This is a genomic window from Bartonella sp. B17, assembly GCF_053795755.1.
Window position 1 is genome coordinate 249435 of record NZ_CP200032.1, and the last position, 18035, is coordinate 267469.

An 18035-nucleotide genomic window follows, 5' to 3' on the forward strand; every position below is an offset into this window, starting at 1 on the left:
ATAGTAGCCGCTTTGAAGAGGAGATTCACAATGGCACATGTGACGCCTTTCTCCAACCCCCTTCTTTTAGGATTTGAAACCGTGGAGAAAACATTGCGACGTATCGGTAAAGCGGATGAAGCCTACCCAGCCTATAATATTGAGCGTTTACACAAAAATGATGATGGAAACCATATGCGTGTTACTTTAGCCGTTGCTGGATTTAAAGTTGATAACCTCAATATTTTGCTAGACGACAACCAACTTATCATTCATGGTAAGCAAACAGACAATCAAAATCATCAATATTTATATCGCGGTATAGCTGCACGTCAATTTCAACGTATCTTTGTTCTCGCTGAGGGGATGCAGGTCATAAACGCCGAATTGAAAAATGGTCTCTTATCGATTAACCTGCATCAACCAAAACCTAAAAAACAGACAAAGCAGATTCCGATTAAAGTCAGCAGTAGTAAGTGATACAAAGTTAGGACATAAAGGAACAACAAAATGGGAGAACATAAACAAAATGTATTGTTACAAGATGCGACTCATTCTGATGCAAGACAAATTGCTTATTTAAAGAAGGTTTGCACAGATGACCTCGCTAAAAATTTTCCAGATCTTCCACCAATGACCCCAGGCATTACTATATGGGCTCTCTTTGGTGAAACGGGCTATCCAATCATTTTATCCGATGAACGTTCTGTCGCCCTTGCAGGAGCCAGTGAGCATGAGATACAAATTGTTACTCTGCACTAGATTTTTTTTATAAAAATAGTGTCTCCACCCCTGTAGGTTTTGTCAATTTAGCTTAATAAAGTAAAGGAGCCCTTTGTTTTAGAGAGATTGAAAAAAATGCTAACTTTAAGAAATTGTAATTATTTTCAAATAGGAAATCGCTTACTCTTAGCCTTAAGCTATTCTTGTTATGTACTATAAATCTTTTCGAACAATAGCGCTTGTTTTTTTCTCTTTCAACAAGACAATTCTTCACTTATCGGCGCTATTTGATAGATTTTGTTGTGGATCCTTTATGCTAAACTTTTTAACTATTGAGTCAATTTTAAAATCAATCTAATGATTCTGGTCATATATTCTTACAATTCTCCCTAACGCCGCCCACATGCTTTTAATTGCTGCTCATAATGTTTAGACATTATGGCCATGCGCTCTGCCGCCTTCAAAACTGTTGTAGTTGCATAACCTTTACTACGTGCATAAGCACCATGTCCCATATGGTAATTTAAATACAGGTTATACGCATCATCAGGCCTAACACCATTACGTTGAACACTTTGGCGATGATACCAAGCAACAAAATCAACGGCATCTTTAAAATTGGAACGCCGTGCAAAAGACCTTCCTGAAGAGCGTATATACATTGCCCACGTATCATCAAGTGCTTGAGGATAACCATAAGCCGTAGATGGACGCTTCCATGGAATAAAACCAAGTAATTTTTTGCGTGGAGGACGTGCATTATGACGAAAGCTAGATTCCATATTAATGGTAGCAAGAATGATAGGCATAGGAATCCCATAACGCATTTCTGCTTTTTTAGAAGCCTCCCTCCAATTGTTAAAAAAACCATCTTTTTGAGCTAAAATAGCGCAAGCATTGTTTGTATATAGGGGCGGTTTTGTTGCACATCCTCCCAGAAAAAATACCAATGCTCCTAAAGATAAAAAGCGCTGCATATTTTTTATCCCTCTTAAATTTTGAAAATTAAGTGAAATATAGATATCAAAAAAATCTTCCAACAAATAAAAAATATAACCACATTCTATTATACAGAAAGTTTTGCTTTACTCTTCATCTATTAAACGTAATTTTTGCGACTGAGCAGGAATTGACTGCGGCATGGAGTCATTTTCTTTTAATTCAAAAGCTTCAATGCGACCAGCCCGTTTCATAATTTTAGAGGATGATATCAAAACTGCATCAATATCTTCACCAACTTTGTAAAAATGCTTCTGCAAAGCGCGAACACGCGTATCCATTCGTCCAAAATCTTCCATCAATTTTGCTACTTCTGACTGAATCAAATGCGCTTGTTCGCGCATTTTTGCGTCTTTCATAATAGTTTGTACAACCTGAACAGATAACATCAATAGAGACGGAGAAACAATAATTACATGCACCCGATTAGCCTTTTGTACCAATTGCTCAAAATCTTCATAGATTGTTGCAAAAATCGATTCCGATGGCACAAAAAGAAAAGCAGTGTCATGCGTTTCTCCGGGAATTAAATATTTTTGCGCAATATCACGAACATGCGCCTCCATATCAGTGCGAAATTTACGCTCTGCTTCTTGGCGTTCTTGAGATGATGATGCTTTACGCATCGCATTCCAAGCTTCTAAAGGGAATTTAGCATCAATAACAAGAGAAGGTGCTTTATTAGGCATATGAATGAGGCAATCTGGTCGCTTTCCATTTGAAAGAGTTGCTTGAAAAACATAAGAATTAGCTGGTAAAGCATCAGCAATAATTGCTTCCATGCGTCCCTGACCAAAAGTTCCACGCGTCTGTTTATTGCTTAAGATTGCCTGCAGCTGAACAACTTGCCCTGTAAGCGACTGAATATTATTTTGCGCAGCATCTATCACCGCTAATCGTTCTTGCAAACGAGTCAAATTGTCATGAGTTGATTTGGTTTGTACCTGAAGAGTTTGTCCTAAATTGGTTGTCATTACATTGAGCTGTTCACGAATAGACTGATTAAGCTCAGCCTGTCTTTGACCAAAAATTTCAGCCATTGCTTGCATACGTCCTTGCATTTCAGCTTGTGTTTTCAACAATGCTGCCATTTGCGTTTGCGCTTCACAAGCACGTTCAACACTTTCACTTTCCAAAAGTATTCTTTTTCGATAATAATATATCAGTATAAAAATAAAAAATACCAAACAAATGAGTAAGCACAAAGTCATCAATTTAGAAAAAGACTCACCAAAGAGCGTAAAAAAAAACGAATCAAACATAAAAGAATAATATAACTATCTTATCGTAAAAAAGCGCAAAAATCTGTTATTCAATATTGACCCATAACAAACCATTGATTAACTTATACTTATGTCAATTAGATCTTTAGTTACCTTACCTGATCCAGTTTTACGAAAACTATCCGAACCTATAGAGCGTGTCGATTCGGCAATTCAGAAGCTTGCCGATGATATGTTAGACACTATGTATGATGCTGAAGGTATCGGCCTTGCTGCTATTCAAGTTGGAATCCCCTTACGTATGTTAGTCATAGATATCTCGAGAGATGATACTACAAAAAATCCACTTGTCATCATCAATCCAGAAATTTTATGGTTTTCAGATGAACGAAATATCTATAAAGAAGGATGTCTTTCTATTCCTGACTATTATGCAGAAGTCGAACGTCCCAAACGCATCCGTGTTCGCTATAATGATTGTCAAGGGAAACAAAGAGAAATTGAAGCAGATCATCTTTTAGCGACTTGCTTACAGCACGAAATTGATCATCTAAATGGCTGTCTTTTTGTTGATCACATTTCGAAGATAAAGCGCGATATGGTGATACGAAAATTTAAAAAACGATCAAGAGAAAAAAAAGCACAGGAAACAATTTTGTAATGGCATTACGGTTAAGTTTTATGGGAACGCCTGATTTTTCTGTTCCCATGTTACATGCTTTATTGGATGCTGGTCATGATATTGTCGCTGTTTACAGCCAACCTCCTCGCCCAGCAGGACGTCGTGGTTTAAAATTGATCCCTTCACCTATTCAAAATGCTGCAAAAGAAAAATCTATTCCTGTATTTACACCCCAAACACTTAAAACAGCTAAAGAGCAAGAGCGATTTGCAGCGCTTTCCGTTGATGCCGCTATTGTTGTCGCCTATGGATTGATTTTACCGAAAGCTATTCTTGAAACACCGCGTTTTGGTTGTTTTAATGCTCATGCTTCATTATTACCGCGCTGGCGTGGCGCTGCACCTATTCAGCGGGCAATTATGGCTGGTGATAAGCAAACAGGTATAATGATCATGAAAATGGATGAAGGACTTGATACAGGGCCAATCGCTTTATCTCGATCCACCTCTATCACTGACAACATGACAACTCATGAACTTTCAGATAAGCTTTCACATATAGGAGCAGAACTTATTGTAGAAGCTTTATCAGCTCTTGAGAAAGACCAACTTACATTAACACCACAATCATTGGATGGGGTAACTTATGCCTCAAAAATAAAAAAAGAAGAAACGCAAATTGATTGGACAAAATCAGCAGAATTGATTCATAAACATATTTGTGCCCTCTCTCCTTCTCCTAGTTGCTGGTGCGAAATGACTATAGGAGGAAAACGGCAACGCGTAAAAATTCTCAAAAGTCGTTTAGCAACTGGCCCTTCTCTTGAAATTGGTCGGATAGAACCAAATAGCTTGATTATTCATTGCGGACAGGGACGCCTTGAAATAACCCACCTCCAAAGATCAGGTGGAAAAGTCCTTGATAGCACAACATTTTTGCATGGATCTCATATTTCTGCAGTTTTTTGATATGCCACGTTTTAAACTTACTATTGAATATGATGGATCAAATTATGCTGGCTGGCAACGTCAAGAAGGGCTTCACACCATACAAGGAGCTCTTGAACAGGCTAGTTTTTATTTCAGTGGTCAACAATTGACCATTACGACAGCCGGAAGAACTGATGCAGGAGTACATGCAACTGGACAGGTTGCTCACATTGATTTTGAAAAGAACTGGGATCCTTATACTATACGTGATGCGCTCAATGCTTACTTGCGGCAACAAGGAGAAAATATTTCGGTCTTAAATGTTCAAAATGTCCCTGACAGCTTTAATGCACGATTTTGTGCAATAAGACGTCATTATCTTTTTAAAATTCTTAATCGCCGCTCACCACCAGCTCTAAATGCCAAACGCGTGTGGTGGTTCCCTAAACCACTCAATGCAGATGCTATGCATGAAGCTGCCCAAAAACTTGTGGGACGGCATGATTTTACTACTTTCCGATCAGTTCACTGTCAAGCCAAAAGCCCTATTCGCACCCTTGAGCGTCTAGATATTTTGAGAGAAGAAGAAGAAATTTTCTTGTATGCGCAAGCCCGCTCTTTTCTTCATCATCAGATCCGCTCATTTGCAGGAAGCCTAATGGAAGTTGGAATCGGGCGTTGGACAGCTCAAGATCTTGAAGCAGCTCTTCATGCAAAAGATCGTGCCCGCTGCGGCATGGTCGCACCTCCTTCAGGACTTTATTTAACAAAAGTTGACTATTAGCTGTCTTTTAAAATGGATTTTCTAAAAAGCTGTCAAGCAAGTTTATAAAAAGAGCGAATAGCTTCAAAAGCTTCTGCTGCTGTATCAACAAATTTTACAAGTGCAACATCAGAATCAGAGATCGTACCTTGCTCAGACAAATAATCAAGGTTGATAACATTTTTCCAAAATTCCTTACCAAACATTAAAATTGGAATCTGCTTCATACATCCTGTTTGCACTAAGGTTAAAGTTTCAAACAATTCATCTAGAGTACCAAATCCTCCAGGAAAAACAACAACTGCTTTTGCTCGCATTAAAAAATGCATTTTGCGCATCCCCAAATACTGAAAATTAAAACACAAATGCGCAGTAATATAATTATTGGGTATTTGCTCATGAGGTAAAATAATATTCAAGCCAATCGTTGGTGCGCCAACATCAGCCGCACCGCGATTTCCTGCTTCCATTATCCCAGGACCTCCTCCCGTGGTAATCACAAATTCACGATATTCTGTAGTAGCAGAATAACCTGAGCATAGACGTGCAAATTCCCTTGCTTCATCATAATAATGTGACATAGCTTGCAAATTTTTCTTTTGTGTTTCGTTCTTAGCAGCCCATGCCTCTTGTTCAGATTCCGGAATGCGTGCCCCGCCAAACAAAACAACCGTTGATTGAATTCCATGTTTTTTAAAAACCATTTCTGCTTTTAAAAACTCAAGATTCATGCGTTTTGAATGCAATTCAGGGCGCATTAATTCTTTATCTATATAAGTTAAAGAACGATTTAGGGAATGCATTTGTGATGTATCAGATACTTCATTCATTTTTAGCCTTCTCTCTATGCAAAGAAGATGTAGAATCTAACTCTTTTTTTCTTTTCTTATCTTTATTTATAGCGTTTTTCCATACATCTATCCCACGCTTATCCAGTCATTTGATTGACTACATATATGCCTTCGTGTAAATCATAAATAATAATTTATGCTTTCAATTTGTTTAACGGAATGCTTTAGAATGACCAATTACACACAACCTGAAATGATTATTGAAGAAGCATTTAACAATCGTGATTCTATTAATACCACTACAAAAGGAGAAATCCGTGATAGTGTTGAACATGCTCTAGATCTTCTAGATAAAGGGAAAATTCGTATAGCCGAACGTCAAGCAGATGGACAGTGGCATGTACACCAATGGTTGAAAAAAGCTGTACTGTTGTCTTTTCGGCTCAACCCTATGCATATCATTGCTGGCGGAGCAAATGAATCATATTGGTGGGATAAAATACCTTCAAAATTTTCTGGTTGGAAAGAAGATGATTTTAAAAAAGCAAATTTCCGCTCAGTTCCTGGAGCAATTGTGCGTCATTCTGCCTATATCGCACCTAACGTCATATTAATGCCCTCTTTTATTAATCTTGGCGCTTATATCGACGAGGGAACAATGGTTGATACGTGGGCCACTGTTGGTTCCTGCGCACAAATCGGCAAGTATGTTCATCTTTCTGGTGGCGCTGGTATTGGAGGCGTTTTAGAGCCATTGCAAGCAAACCCAACAATTATTGAAGACCACTGTTTTATCGGTGCACGTTCTGAAGTCGTTGAAGGTTGCATTATCCGTGAAGGTGCAGTTCTAAGTATGGGAGTTTTTATTGGAAAATCCACGAAAATTATTGACCGTGCAACAGGTGAAGTTTTTGTAGGAGAAGTTCCCGCCTATTCAGTTGTTGTTCCAGGTTCGCTTCCTGGAAAATTATTGCCAAATGGTGAGGTTGGTCCTAGTCTGTATTGTGCTGTCATTGTTAAACGCGTTGACCAAAAAACACGGGAAACAACATCGATTAATGATCTCTTACGCGACTGAAAAATATTGTTGAAAGATCTTGCTTCATATATGTGGAAATTAAACAAAAAAAGAAAGTTTTCTTTCTTTTTTTGTTATTTATTCATTTTAAGAGCTTGGATGAAAGCTGACTGAGGAATTTCTACTTTCCCAAACTGGCGCATACGTTTTTTACCTTCTTTTTGTTTTTCCAAAAGTTTGCGCTTACGGGTAATATCACCACCATAACATTTAGCCGTCACATCTTTACGTAAAGCACGAATTGTCTCACGAGCAATAATTTTACCACCAACTGCCGCTTGAATTGGAATTTGAAACATGTGTTGAGGAATAAGATCTTTAAGTTTCTCACACATAGAGCGTCCTCGTTTTTCCGCTATACTGCGGTGCACAAGCATAGATAATGCATCAATAGGTTCTCCATTGACCAAAATAGACATTTTAACCAAATCACCTTCAGAATAGTCAATCATCTGGTAATCGAAGGAAGCATATCCTTTTGAAATTGATTTCAAACGATCATAAAAATCAAAAACAACTTCATTTAAGGGCAAGTCATACGTGACCATAGCACGTGTCCCAACATAGGATAAACCAACTTGTTGTCCACGTCGCTCTTGGCAAAGCTCTAAAATTGCACCAAGATAATTATCAGGCGTCATAATTGTTGCCCGAATCCATGGCTCTTCAATAGAACTAATCTTAACAAGATCAGGCATATCAGCAGGATTGTGCAATTCTTTAACAGAACCATCAATCATATTCATACGATAAACAACAGAAGGTGCTGTCGCAATTAAATCTAAATTAAATTCACGCTCTAAACGCTCTTGAATAATTTCAAGATGCAGAAGTCCTAAAAAACCACAGCGAAAACCAAATCCCAAAGCAGCTGATGTTTCCACTTCAAAGGAAAAACTAGCATCATTTAATCGCAATTTCCCCATGGCTGCGCGCAAATCTTCAAAATCAGCTGCATCAACTGGAAAAAGACCACAAAAAACAACGGGCTGAGCAGACCGAAAACCAGGCAAAGCTTCTTCACAAGGACGGCGCTCTTCAGTAATGGTATCCCCAACCCGTGTATCAGCAACTTCTTTAATAGAAGCAGTTATAAAGCCAATCTCTCCTGGTCCCAATTCATCAATCTGTATCATTTTAGGAGTAAACACTCCAACCCGCTCAACAGGATACTTTGCTCCTGTATCCATCATGCGAATAATTTGACCCTTTTTCAAAACACCATCAATCACTCGCACCAAAACGATAACACCAAGATAAGTATCATACCAGCTATCAACCAGCATTGCTTTTAAGGGTTTTGAAACATCACCAGTGTGCGGAGATGGCAATTGCATCACAATTGCTTCTAAAACATCCGCAACACCCAAACCTGTTTTTGCTGATATTTCTACTGCATTAGATGTCTCAATACCAATCACATCTTCAATTTGTTCTTTAACACGCTCAGGTTCAGCTGCTGGAAGGTCAACCTTATTGAGTACAACAACCAACTCATGAGAATTATCAATAGCTTGATAAACATTCGCTAATGTTTGCGCTTCTACTCCTTGGCTTGCATCTACCACTAACAATGAGCCTTCACAAGCTGCTAATGAACGCGACACCTCATAAGCAAAATCAACATGGCCAGGCGTATCAATAAGGTTGAGAATATAGGTTTCACCGTTCTTTGCTTTATAGCGCAAACGTACAGTTTGCGCTTTAATAGTAATTCCACGCTCGCGCTCAATATCCATCGAATCTAGCACTTGCTCTTTCATTTCTCGCGTCTCAAGACCGCCAGTCATTTGAATTAAACGATCAGCCAAAGTCGACTTTCCATGGTCGATATGTGCTACAATGGAAAAATTACGTATAAAATTGCGATCTATAGTCATAAAGGGCGATTTAGCAAAGAATAGCAAAAAACGCAAAGACCAATTATCATCTTCTTAAACATCTTAAAAAAAATAAAGAAAAAAGCACTCTGTAAACAACAAACCCTCTTTATTTGGCTTTAATTAGCCAAACCATGTAAAAGACCTTTTCAAATATCCAAATATTTTTTTACTTTTCTCATATTAACTCAAAGTCTCATGCTACTTTTTGATAAGATCAATAAGAATCGTCCGCAGTTTTATTTGTTAATCAAAACCTGTGTATATATGCAATTACAATGCTTTTTCTGTTTTGTATATTATAGCTTGCTTTGTCAACTTTACAAAAAACCTCAAAAGTGTCATCCCATCGATCAAAATCTTGAAGACAAGTTCCTTCCTTAAAAAACAAAACTTTCACTTTGCTCAAAGAGATCGAGACGTTGAAAATTCTGTCTTAATTTTCAGCTTTTTTACCACATATAAATTTTAAAAAATTTATATGGATATCCTCTGTTGAAAAAAAGCATCATCTAAACTGCTGTTCTTAGGGCAGCAAGCTAATCTTTTACAATTATTTTATCTTTTTTCGCCATTGTGAAGGTTGTAATTCCGCTACAATAATTCCGATTAAGATTAGCAAACCACCTAATAAAGCTAAAGGAGATAAATGTTCGCCAGCCAAACGCCCAACAATACCAGCCCATACAGGTTCACCTGCATAAATAAGTGTTGCACGCGTAGGAGAAACAGATTTTTGTGCCCAATTCATAGCTAATTGAATCACCGCACTCATGAATGCCAATCCCATACCAACACTCAACCATACCCATGAAAATTCAGGAATACTTTCTCCCGTAAGCGACATACAAGAAAATGAAAAAAAACTAGCAAAAAATAGCTGTATAATTGTAATGCGATAACTATTAACTTTACTAGCAAAAAAACTAATAAGAATAATTTCTGCAGCAATCGCTAAAGCACCCAGCAAAGTAAAAACTTCACCTTTCGAAAAATTAATTCCTCCTATCCCTTGCCCTGAAATAAATATAAGTCCAAAGAAAGCAAAAATAATACCAATCCAGCTGGTTAAACGAGGTGGTTTTTTAAAAATAATCCATTGCAATATTGGAACCATAGGCACATAAAGCGCTGTAATAAAAGCCGATTGACTGCTAATAATCGTTTGGAGTCCAGATGCTTGAAAAGCATAACCGAGAAACATTGCAAAACCAATTACCACACCAGCAAAGATCTCATAAACAGTTATACCTTTCATAGAACGCCAAAAAATCAACCCGCACATAAATGATGCAACGATAAAACGAAATCCTACAAAAAAGAGAGGACCACTATAGTGTACCGCAATACGCGTTACCAAAAATGTAATCCCCCAAAGTACTGTTGCAGAAAACAGCGCCAATTCCTGTTTACTGAATGAAGGGCATTTCAACTGTTTTACGACAGCCATAAAAATTCTATCCTCCGATTTATTTTATGTGTTTTAAGAAATGATAAGCGTTCCAACCCCTTGTTCGGTGAATAATTCAAGTAAGACAGAATGGGGAGTTTTGCCATTCAAGATAACTACACCTTCTACACCATTTCGAAGAGCATTAATACATGTTTCCACTTTTGGAATCATGCCTCCTGAAATTGTTCCATTCTTGATAAGCTTTTCAGCTTCAGAAATTGTTAATTCTTTTAAAATTTTTCCCTCTTGATCCAATACTCCAGGAACATCGGTCAAAAACAAAAGACGTTTGGCTTCTAGAGCTCCAGCAATAGCTCCAGCAAAAATATCAGCATTTATATTATAGGTTTTTCCATCACGACCTGGAGCAACAGGAGCAAGAACTGGGATCATCTCAGAACAAGCCAAAAGATCAAGCAATGTTCGATCAACTTCAACAGGCTCACCAACAAATCCTAAATCCAAAACGCGTTCAATATGCGAATCAGGATCAATTACAGTCTTATAAGCCTTTTCAGCAAAGACCATATTGCCATCCTTTCCGCAAAGCCCTATTGCCCATTCACCTTCAGCGTTGATAAGAGCAACAATTTCCTTGTTTATGGATCCAGCCAAAACCATTTCAACTACTTCAACGATCCGTTCATCGGTTACGCGCAAACCATTTTCAAACCGCGATTCAATCCCCATTTTCATTAAAATCTCAGCAATTTGAGGACCACCACCGTGAACCACAATGGGATTAATGCCTGATTGCTTCAATAGAGCAATGTCACGCGCAAATGCCCGCCCCAAATCCGGATCCCCCATAGCATGACCACCATATTTAACGACAACTGTTTCATTTTCATATTTTTGCATATAAGGTAAAGCAGACGACAAGAACGCTGCTTGTTTTTCAAAAACATCTGCAGCACCTTTTCCAATATCATCAATCAAAAGAGCCTCCTCATCATTTTTCACCATCTCTTAATGAAGTTTAGAAAAAATGAAAATAAATTTTAAAATAAGTTTCACTCTACCCATCCTCTTAAAAGTCGTCAAATTATCTTTAAACTACGACAAAAGTGACAATGAAATGAGACAAAAGCAGCATCCTTAACAATAATTGGTACCAAAAAGTGAACATTAAATAATGTCATTATCTTGTAATCTCATACGCAAAGCTTTGGCAGCAAAATTTTGAAAAATAATAATTGACGCATTTTTCATTACTGTAACCTTAACGAAGATGCGGATATATGCCAGCCGTTGATTTTTGAACGCTAAAATAAAAGTTTTTTGTCATGTCATAAATCGCAATATCAACCAGTACAAGAAACTTAAGTTGTAGATATTACTTAAACCATGATTTGAGCCTAAAAGTTCATTTTTTTCAATCAGTAAAAATCAGAAAGCACCACTTAAATGGTCTATCATATTTCACGAAAAACAAAAGCACATTAAAAACTGTAACATGATTTAACATCAAATCTTGCTAAATCGTGCATATTTTCTCAAAATAACTCACAAAACGCTGGTATTTGTTAATAGCTCTCTTCACATATGAATAAAGACATACACCATTAATCGGATAAAGAAAATTTTGCTACCAAAATTCTTCTACACCATGAACTGTATTTTTATACGCATCAATTTTCGTATTTAATCGAGTTATCTTAAACTAAGCGCAATTTGAATTTGAATAATAGACTACTGATTATAAAACGCAAAATAAGATAGATTTTTACTAATAGCAAAAGCACAAAAAATTATAGATATGTAGAATGTATTCAGATAAAATGGTACTATATACATCATAAACTCACCCGCTTCCCTGCTGCACAGAAGCGCCTTCATTAAATTTTATAAAGCATTGGGAACAAAACTTACCCATAAAGAGTTATAAAATAAAATACACGAGCTAACTGGCAACAGGAACCTGTTAAAAAGGATAGCTAATTTAAAATTAAGCTATAACGAGTAAAAATCCTTATTTTTAAAACAAAAGAAAATACTAATTACTTCAACGATTTTAATGAAATAAAAATTTCATTAAAATAATCTGTTATGTGTATCTTTCTTATACTTATTTACTAACTTTGACCGGAAATATTTTCAAAAAACTCCTTCATACGTGAAAAAAAGCCATGTGATTGTGGCGAATTTTCGTGATTTGAAAGTTTATCAAATTCTTGCAACAATTCGCGTTGCTCTTTTGTTAATTTCTGTGGTGTTTCAATAGTAATATGAATATAAAGATCACCTCTAGCTTGTTGGCGTAACATGGGCATTCCTTTGCCTTTTAAACGGAATTGGCGTCCATTTTGTGTACCTTCTGGAACCTTAACACGTGCTTTGACACCATTAAGATCAGAAACTTCAAATTCACCTCCTAAAACAGCTGTAATCATTGAAATAGGAACACGACAGTGAAGATCTGCTCCATCTCGCTGAAAAAACTCATGCGGTTTAATAGAAAGAAAAATATAAAGATCGCCATTGGGACCGCCACGAATACCAGCATCACCCTCACCAGAAAGGCGAACACGTGTACCATCTTCAATACCAGCCGGAATGTTTACGCTCAACGAACGATTTTTTTGTACACGCCTTGTACCATGACATTTTGGACATGGATCCGTAATGGTTTCACCGCGTCCATGACACACAGGACATGTGCGCTCAATGGAAAAAAAGCCCTGCGCAGCACGCACACGGCCAGACCCATGGCAAGTTCCACAAGTTTGCGGCTTAGAACCTTTTTTTGCGCCCGATCCATCGCAAAGATCACAAGTAACAGAACTTGGAATATTAATTTGCGCTGTTTTTCCTGAAAATGCCTCTTCCAAGGTCACTTCCATATTAAAGCTCAAATCTGCGCCTCGCTCACGACCATCACTGCGCTTACGGTGCCCACTATCCATGATATCGCCAAAAAAATCTTCAAAAATATCGGCGAACCCACCGCGAGCAGCAAAACCACCAAACGGATTTGCTCTATCCTGACCACTGCTTTCGAATGCCGCATGACCAAAGCGATCATAAGCAGCTCGCTTTTGAGGGTCTTTAAGAACTTCGTAAGCTTCACCAATTTCTTTAAATTTCCGTTCTGCTTCTTTATCTCCAGCATTACGATCAGGATGATATTGCATCGCCAATTTACGAAAAGCAGATTTTAGCTTTTTATCGTCACAGTCGCGGGTTACACCAAGAATTTCATAATAATCAACTTTCATCATGTATTCCTGATTCATTGTTATCCATCTTAGGACAACATTTATTTTTAATTTATGTCTTTAGCAACAAAGTTGCAACTAACCTTTCAACAATAAAGCCCTGCCTTATATTTCAAAGGCTGGGTTTTATCGATTAATCAATACATTTTGCTTACGCTATTTTTTCTTATCATTAATTTCTTCGAAATCAGCATCAACAACATCATCATTCTTTGTATCTGTTTCAGTGTTATCAGCTGTTTGTGAAGCTTCATACATAGCCTGTCCAAGCTTCATACTGACTTCTGCTAATTTCTGCATCTTTGCTGTTACCTCTTCTGTATCGGTACCATCAAGTGCAGACTTCAAGTCAGATATTGCCGTTTCAATCTGGCCTTTATCTTCAGCTGATACTTTATCACCATACTCCGTTAGAGACTTTTCCGTTGAATGGATAAGAGCTTCTGCCTGATTTCTAGCTTCAACACCTTCTCGGCGCTTTTTGTCTTCAGCCGCGTGCTCTTCTGCATCTTTAACCATTTTTTCGATGTCAGCATCACTCAAACCACCTGATGCCTGAATACGAATCTGATGTTCTTTACCAGTTCCTTTATCCTTGGCTGAAACATTCACAATACCATTCGCATCAATATCAAAAGTAACCTCAATCTGAGGCACACCACGTGGTGCAGGTGGAATACCAACAAGATCAAATTGCGCTAATAACTTGTTGTCGTTAGCCATTTCGCGTTCACCTTGGAAAACACGAATAGTCACAGCGCTCTGATTATCATCAGCCGTTGAAAAAACTTGTGACTTTTTAGTCGGAATAGTAGTATTGCGTTCAATTAAACGCGTAAAGACTCCACCCAACGTTTCAATACCCAAAGACAAAGGCGTTACATCCAAAAGTAAAACATCTTTTACATCGCCCTGCAATACGCCCCCTTGGATGGCAGCCCCCATCGCCACAACTTCATCAGGATTAACACCCTTGTGCGGATCTTTACCGAAGAAGCTTTGCACGACTTCCTGAATCTTGGGCATACGAGTCATACCACCCACTAAAACAACTTCGTCAATTTCACCAGCACTCAATCCCGCATCTTTTAGTGCAGCCTTACAAGGCTCGATAGTACGCTGAACTAAATCATCAACTAAAGATTCAAATTTTGCCCGCGTTAATTTCATCGTTAAATGTTTAGGACCCGATTGATCTGCTGTGATAAATGGCAGATTAATTTCTGTTTGTTGTGAAGAAGAAAGTTCAATCTTCGCTTTTTCTGCTGCTTCTTTTAAGCGTTGCAACGCCAATTTATCATTTTTCAGATCAATTCCTTGCTCCTTTTTGAATTCATCCACAAAATAACCTACCAAGCGCATATCAAAGTCTTCACCACCTAAAAATGTATCTCCATTGGTCGACTTAACTTCAAAAACACCATCTCCAATTTCAAGTACCGAAATATCAAATGTACCACCACCAAGATCGTAAACAGCAATAGTTTTTCCGTCTTTTTTATCTAGACCATAAGCTAAAGCAGCAGCTGTTGGCTCATTAATAATCCGCAAAACTTCAAGACCAGCAATTTTACCAGCATCTTTAGTAGCTTGGCGTTGTGCATCATTAAAGTAAGCAGGAACAGTAATAACCGCTTGCTCAACCTTTTCACCAAGATAAGATTCGGCAGTTTCTTTCATTTTTTGCAAAATCATAGCTGAAATTTGTGATGGGGAATATTTTTTACCCCCTTCTTCAACCCACGCATCGCCATTATCGCCTTTAACGATTTTGTAAGGCACAAGCGCTTTATCCTTCTCAACCGTGGGATCATCAAACCGACGCCCAATCAAACGTTTAACCGCAAAAACTGTTCCTTCAGGATTCGTAACAGCTTGTCGTTTAGCAGGCTGCCCAACAAGCCGCTCTCCTCCATCAGTAAAGGCAACAACAGAAGGCGTTGTCCGCGCTCCTTCCGAGTTTTCAATGACCTTTGCATTTTTACCGTCCATAACGGCGACACAAGAGTTAGTCGTCCCCAAATCAATACCAATTACTTTTGCCATATTATTAATCTCCATTCAGCAAGCTGTCTCAACCTTTATCAAGCATCTTTCTAAAACAGCTCCTTATAACACTCAAAGCCTGCCTTTAATTTCAAATTATAAAAACAATAAACTGAAAACCGCAACAAGCCTCGTTGCTTGGTATATAAGAACAAGCCTTTATCCCTACAAGAGAATAATTAAGAAACATTTCCAAAATACAATTTTTCTGTTAAAATGGTACCATATTTACGCACAAATATTATGCACAAATACCACACCTTCATTAAAAAAATACGGATATAACAGCGCATTTTCCTTTGATTTTTTATGACATAAAAATTTTGGTCTACAAAAATTGAAAAAATAAAGGGAATTATTGAGCACCTTCTTTGATACCTCTATTCTTAATTCCCATGATCACGTAAAGGCTTTTTAAAAATACAGCTCAAACATAACAATTTTATATCAAGACTGTTACAGCTTTTCTTAGCAAAATCTCTATGAATAGCATATTATTTGGTGTATTTTATAGGAAGAAGTGCCTCTGCATCATTTTATAATGTTAAGCCTAATCTCACAAATACTCATTTGTAAAAGGTGTTATCTGTAAACACAATCTCAGCAACTAGCCCTTTTTTCGAAAAACTTAATTTCACTACTTCTTTAGGAGCTGCATTTTGGATATATTTAGCATAACTTTTCTCTTAACCTATATACCAATAGAGATGTTTTATAAAAACAAACCTCTCCCCTCTAAATGCACTAAGATCTTAAAACTTATTTAGGCTTTTGTTCAAAATCAATAAATCTATGCATAATTCCTCTTTCGCATCTAATTAGTATCTTAGTATCATTCGGGAAATTCTCTCTTTTATTTTGAACAAAAACTTTCTAAAACAAGTAAAAGACATCAAAAAATAAATCTAGCGTAGGAGGGTTAAACAATGATAACATTTATCGCTGGAAAAATGAAAAATCTTACGTCTAAGAATTCTCATTATACACAATATTTACTTAAAAAAATTATCACAAATCTTGTGTGGGCTTTTATTTTTGCTTTCATAACTCTACCCGCAACTGCTCACCAATATAAAGTTGGTAACATAGAAATTATTGATCCTTGGACGCGTGAAACCCCTAAAGGCATAAAAGTTAGTAGCGGTTATCTCTATATTATTAATCATGGTAACACTCCAGACCGTTTAATTGCTGTTTCAGCAAACAATGTAGAGACAACCGAAATCCATTCCGTAGCAGTCGCTAACAATATTATGAAAATGAAAAAGATGCATGAGGGCATAGAAATTCCCGGAAATGGCGAAGCCACACTTAAGCCTGGTGGTAATCATATCATGTTTATGGGGATTTCAAAACCGTTTAAAAAAGGTAACAAAATCAGCGCAAAACTAACATTTGAGAAAGCTGGTACAATTGATATTTATTTTGAAGTAAGCACTCTGGGGGCAACATATCCTCCCAAATCACCCCCTTCTCAATAAGTTCTTTTATTACTACCTAGAATCGGCGTGTTAATATAGGAAGTGTGAAAAAATTTTTACACTTCCTGTTTTTATTCAGCGTTACAAAACATACTGTAAAACCATAAGGGACTCATCCCCTGCCGGATTATGCTCAATCAATTTCAGAAAAGTACAAAACCCATTCAAGATAAAGTTTATGAAACGATTTTAGCATCGCTTATTGTTTTTTGACTTAAAAGATGAATATGTTTTTATCACCTAGCTCTTTTTGATTAACTTCTTCGGTAATTTTCCAAAAACCATGATCAGACTCTGTCTCATACAAAGCGAAAAAACTTTATAAACCTAATATTTGCTGCTTTTAATAGTCAATATCAAGAGAATAAACATCCAACAAACGCTAAAAACTAAAAACATTTTACTATTTTCAATCTAGATATTCACTTTTTATACTAAACTTGCACATTATCGAATGTGGTCTTAAAATTTTTTACTTTTTATTTATTATCCCAATATCACATTTTTTGTAAATCATTTCAATAAATTAAACCTTCTTCAATGCAACTAAAGTTCATTTTGTGTCTAAAATTACATTATTTTCCTTTCTATTTAAGCAAAAAGGTAGACTTCTTAAACTTCAATGATACAGAATAAATCTGTATATTTCTTGGACATAGAAAACAGAAAACCTTAGTAAAAAACTTTAATGAAAATTCTGTTCTAAAAGAAGGGATCTTAATGCGTGCAAAAGCATTATAAAATTGCAAAGACAAAACAACTTTTAATAATGATATGAAAGGTTTTTTGCTCTGCTACAATTTGTATCATATTTGTTTTGCAAAAAAAATGTGAACTCCCATATAAATAG

15 protein-coding genes are annotated in these 18035 nt (G+C 37.0%); 7 read left to right on the forward strand and 8 right to left on the reverse strand.

The features are described 5' to 3' along the window. Positions 1 to 30 precede the first annotated feature (30 nt). Positions 31 to 459, forward strand: coding sequence for an Hsp20 family protein (locus tag V4B18_RS01175; protein ID WP_455476033.1), 429 nt, complete (start codon positions 31 to 33; stop codon positions 457 to 459). 30 nt (positions 460 to 489) lie between these two features. Further along, positions 490 to 741: a BQ00720 family protein gene (locus V4B18_RS01180; RefSeq protein WP_455476034.1), complete on the forward strand. Its 252-nt coding sequence runs from the start codon at positions 490 to 492 to the stop codon at positions 739 to 741. Positions 742 to 1091: 350 nt separating this feature from the next. Here V4B18_RS01180 and V4B18_RS01185 read toward each other — a convergent pair whose 3' ends face one another. Together V4B18_RS01185 and V4B18_RS01190 are read right to left on the reverse strand one after the other, a co-directional pair. Continuing rightward, a complete protein-coding gene (locus tag V4B18_RS01185; RefSeq protein ID WP_455476035.1) occupies positions 1092 to 1679 on the reverse strand; it encodes a transglycosylase SLT domain-containing protein in 588 nt (195 codons plus the stop codon). 108 nt (positions 1680 to 1787) lie between these two features. Beyond that, positions 1788 to 2963, reverse strand: coding sequence for a DNA recombination protein RmuC (locus V4B18_RS01190; protein ID WP_455476036.1), 1176 nt, complete (start codon positions 2961 to 2963; stop codon positions 1788 to 1790). A gap of 91 nt (positions 2964 to 3054) precedes the next feature. On the opposite strand from V4B18_RS01190, the gene def reads away from it, so the two are divergent. From def to truA, 3 genes are read left to right on the forward strand one after another with little or no spacing between them, the layout of a single operon-like run. After that, positions 3055 to 3585, forward strand: coding sequence for a peptide deformylase (gene def, locus V4B18_RS01195; protein WP_455476037.1), 531 nt, complete (start codon positions 3055 to 3057; stop codon positions 3583 to 3585). Then, positions 3585 to 4514: a methionyl-tRNA formyltransferase gene (fmt, locus tag V4B18_RS01200; protein ID WP_455476038.1), complete on the forward strand. Its 930-nt coding sequence runs from the start codon at positions 3585 to 3587 to the stop codon at positions 4512 to 4514. The genes def and fmt overlap by 1 nt, the downstream gene beginning before the upstream one ends. Before the next feature lies 1 nt (position 4515). Further along, positions 4516 to 5259, forward strand: coding sequence for a tRNA pseudouridine(38-40) synthase TruA (truA, locus tag V4B18_RS01205; protein ID WP_455476039.1), 744 nt, complete (start codon positions 4516 to 4518; stop codon positions 5257 to 5259). A gap of 32 nt (positions 5260 to 5291) precedes the next feature. On the opposite strand, the gene V4B18_RS01210 is transcribed toward truA, so the two are convergent. Beyond that, complete coding sequence (locus V4B18_RS01210; RefSeq protein WP_455476040.1) at positions 5292 to 6068, reverse strand: LOG family protein; 777 nt, start codon at positions 6066 to 6068, stop codon at positions 5292 to 5294. A gap of 190 nt (positions 6069 to 6258) precedes the next feature. Here V4B18_RS01210 and dapD point away from each other — a divergent pair, with 190 nt between their 5' ends. Further along, positions 6259 to 7107 carry a 2,3,4,5-tetrahydropyridine-2,6-dicarboxylate N-succinyltransferase gene (gene dapD, locus V4B18_RS01215; protein WP_455476041.1) on the forward strand — a complete coding sequence of 283 codons (849 nt, stop codon included), beginning with the start codon at positions 6259 to 6261 and terminating at the stop codon, positions 7105 to 7107. A gap of 74 nt (positions 7108 to 7181) precedes the next feature. On the opposite strand, the gene lepA is transcribed toward dapD, so the two are convergent. The 5 genes from lepA to dnaK form a co-directional block, all read right to left on the reverse strand. After that, positions 7182 to 8987 (reverse strand): translation elongation factor 4, encoded by a 1806-nt coding sequence (lepA, locus tag V4B18_RS01220; RefSeq protein ID WP_455476042.1) that lies wholly within the window; start codon positions 8985 to 8987, stop codon positions 7182 to 7184. A 553-nt stretch (positions 8988 to 9540) separates the two neighbouring features. Beyond that, on the reverse strand, positions 9541 to 10437 hold the full coding sequence (locus V4B18_RS01225) for a DMT family transporter (protein ID WP_455476043.1): 897 nt from the start codon (positions 10435 to 10437) through the stop codon (positions 9541 to 9543). Between the two features lie 33 nt (positions 10438 to 10470). Next, on the reverse strand, positions 10471 to 11376 hold the full coding sequence (gene argB / locus V4B18_RS01230; RefSeq protein WP_455476496.1) for an acetylglutamate kinase: 906 nt from the start codon (positions 11374 to 11376) through the stop codon (positions 10471 to 10473). 1139 nt (positions 11377 to 12515) lie between these two features. Further along, positions 12516 to 13658, reverse strand: coding sequence for a molecular chaperone DnaJ (gene dnaJ, locus V4B18_RS01235; protein WP_455476497.1), 1143 nt, complete (start codon positions 13656 to 13658; stop codon positions 12516 to 12518). 156 nt (positions 13659 to 13814) lie between these two features. Next, positions 13815 to 15704: a molecular chaperone DnaK gene (gene dnaK / locus V4B18_RS01240; protein ID WP_455476044.1), complete on the reverse strand. Its 1890-nt coding sequence runs from the start codon at positions 15702 to 15704 to the stop codon at positions 13815 to 13817. Positions 15705 to 16630: 926 nt separating this feature from the next. Between dnaK and V4B18_RS01245 the strand changes: the two genes are divergently transcribed. Next, entirely contained in the window at positions 16631 to 17185 is a 555-nt protein-coding gene (locus V4B18_RS01245; protein WP_455476045.1) for a copper chaperone PCu(A)C, read from the forward strand. The last annotated feature ends 850 nt before the right edge of the window (positions 17186 to 18035 follow it).